The sequence below is a fragment of the Pseudomarimonas arenosa genome (assembly GCF_014841215.1).
GTDB classification, from domain to species: domain Bacteria; phylum Pseudomonadota; class Gammaproteobacteria; order Xanthomonadales; family Xanthomonadaceae; genus Pseudomarimonas; species Pseudomarimonas arenosa.
This window is the reverse complement of record NZ_JACYTR010000122.1, coordinates 1-2,726: the sequence shown is the minus strand read 5'-3', so window position 1 is coordinate 2,726 and position 2,726 is coordinate 1. Positions and strand designations below refer to the sequence as shown.

Here is a 2,726-nt window from a genome sequence, read left to right as displayed (position 1 = left end):
AAAGTTCGCCTTGAACGGTACACTCTGTCATGACGGCGTGGTCCTTGTTATTCAGCGTAGACAACTGAATCTTAAGGGAAAACCACGCCGTCACTCATTCTTCTGATGAAATATCCGGGCTAAGTGGCTCCGGTTCAAGGTCCGCGCGCAGCGCAGAGCAAGACTCGGGGCTATCCAAAAACCACGCTGCACCAAGCACCGCTTTGCTCCCCTCTCCCCTCGCGGGAGAGGGGCCGGGGGAGAGGGGGCGCAGCGTTCGAGCTTCCCCCTCACCCCAACCCCTTTCCCCAACCCCTCTCCCGCCGGGGCAGAGGGGCTTCAAATCGCTTCGGTTCACGGTCCCTGCGGTTTCGCGCAGCGCGACTCGGGGCTACCCAGGAACCTCGCTACGCGGCCCCTGGGCAGGCAAGGATTGGCCTCCTCCCCCCAATTGCGCCTGCTTCACCTCTTGCCCAAAAGTTCGATGCCAAGGCGCTACCCTGAACGCTAAGCTGCACCCTGGGGAGGAGGGCGATCGAATGACCGAGCAGGCAAGGCAGTTGCTGCGCGCGATGCAAGCGTTTGAACACGGTAAGCGGGTTAGTGCGGCCGAAGCCGTGGCCTTGATCCAGAACGGCGATACCTTGGCCACTGGTGGCTTCGTCGGTGTCGGCTTTGCCGAAAATCTCGCGGTTGCGCTGGAGCAGCGCTTCCTGCAAAGCCTGAGTTCGGATGGTCTTGGCACGCCGCGCGATCTGACCCTGGTGTACGCCGCCGGGCAGGGCGACGGCAAATCGCGCGGCTTGAATCATCTGGCTCACCCCGGCCTGCTGCGGCGGGTGATCGGCGGCCATTGGGGGCTGGTGCCTGGGCTGCAGCAATTGGCCATCCAACAGCAGATTGAGGCCTACAACCTCCCGCAAGGGGTGATCTCGCATCTGTTCCGCGATATCGCCGCCGGCCGTCCCGGCCATCTCACCCGAGTCGGGCTGGGCACCTTCGTCGATCCGGCCTTCGGCGGCGGCAAGATCAATGCGCGCAGCGAGGAGGACCTGGTACGGCGGATCAACATCGACGGCCAGGACTACCTGTTCTACAAGGCCTTCCCGATCGATATCGCCCTGCTGCGTGGCACCACGGCCGATGTCGAAGGCAATATCACCATGGAGCGCGAGGCACTGACCCTGGAGGCGTTGTCGATTGCCACTGCTGCGCACAATTCTGGCGGCATCGTCATCGTGCAGGTGGAACGCATGGCTGAGCGTGGCACCCTCAACCCGCGCCAGGTGAAGATTCCAGCTGCCCTGGTGGACTGCGTAGTGGTGGCCGAGCGTGCCGAGTATCACTGGCAGACCTTTGCCACCGCCTACAGTCCGGCCTTCGCCGCTGAACTGCGGGTGCCGGCTGGCAGTGACGAGCCGATGGCGCTGAACGAACGCAAGATCATCGCCCGCCGGGCAGCGCTGGAACTGCATGCGAACAGCGTGGTGAACCTTGGCATCGGCATGCCCGAAGGCGTGGCCAAGGTGGCCGACGAAGAACGCATCATCGATCTGATCACACTCACCGCCGAGCCCGGGGTGATTGGTGGTATCCCCGCTTCGGGCTTGAATTTCGGCGCGGCGGTGAATGCGCAGGCAGTGATTGATCAGCCCTATCAGTTCGATTTCTATGATGGCGGTGGATTGGACATCGCCTTTCTTGGTCTGGCGCAAGCCGATCGTATGGGCAATCTCAACGTCAGTCGTTTTGGTGATCGATTGGCCGGTGCCGGCGGCTTTATCAATATCAGCCAGAACGCCAAGCGAGTGGTGTTTGTCGGCACCTTTACCGCTGGCCTGCTGGAGATAGCGGTGGAGCAGGGCGGGTTGCGCATCCTGCGTGAAGGCGGTCAGACCAAATTCGTCGAGGAAGTGGAGCAACGCACGTTCTCCGCCAACGAGGCGCTGCGCCGAGGCCAGTCGGTGCTGTACATCACCGAGCGCGCCGTGTTCGAACTGAAGCCCGACGGCCTGCACCTGATTGAAATTGCCCCGGGCATCGATCTTGCGCGCGATGTCCTCGCGCAGATGGCGTTCAAGCCGCATATGCCGCTGCCGCCGCGCCTGATGGCATCTGCCATCTTTGACCCCGCAGCGCTCGGTCTGCGCGATCATCTGTTGCTGCGTCCGCTAGCCAGTCGTTTCACCTATGACCCGCAGCGAAATACCTTGTTCATCGACTTTGAACGATTGAAAATCCGTGGCCAGCACGACATCGACGCCATTCGCGAAACGGTCGCCGAGGTGTTGCGCGGCGTTCCGTGCAAGGTCCATGCGCTGGTCAACTATGATCACTTCGAGTTGCCCGGTGAACTGGAAGAGTCCTATGCCGACATGGTGGCCGGCCTGGTCGAGCGCTACTACGCCGCGGTCAGCCGCTACACCCGCTCGGCCTTCCTGCGCGCCAAACTGGGCGAGGCGCTGAAACAGCGCGGTCTCGCCCCACACATATTCGAATCGGCGCAGCAGGCATTGAGTGGGTTGTGAGGCGGCGAGGCTAACCCGGATATTTCATGAGGGGGCGCGGATGATCACCGAGGACTTTGCGTCGAGTGCAAGGCGCGACGAGCCCAAGTGGTGGGCCCCACTTGGGCGAGATCGGGACGCAGTCCCGCGTAGCTGCGACAGCAGCCGACCGAGCGTAGCGAAGGCGCAGGCTACGAAGTAGCCGTTGCTGCGTAGCAGCCGACCGAGCGTAGCGAAGGC

The 2,726-nt window shown here is 62.6% G+C and carries 1 protein-coding gene; it reads left to right on the top strand.

Annotated features, from left to right (window positions below; all coding sequences use genetic code 11):
- Positions 1 to 518 precede the first annotated feature (518 nt).
- Complete coding sequence (locus IFO71_RS21390) at positions 519 to 2,507, top strand: acyl CoA:acetate/3-ketoacid CoA transferase (RefSeq protein WP_192031724.1); 1,989 nt, start codon at positions 519 to 521, stop codon at positions 2,505 to 2,507.
- The last annotated feature ends 219 nt before the right edge of the window (positions 2,508 to 2,726 follow it).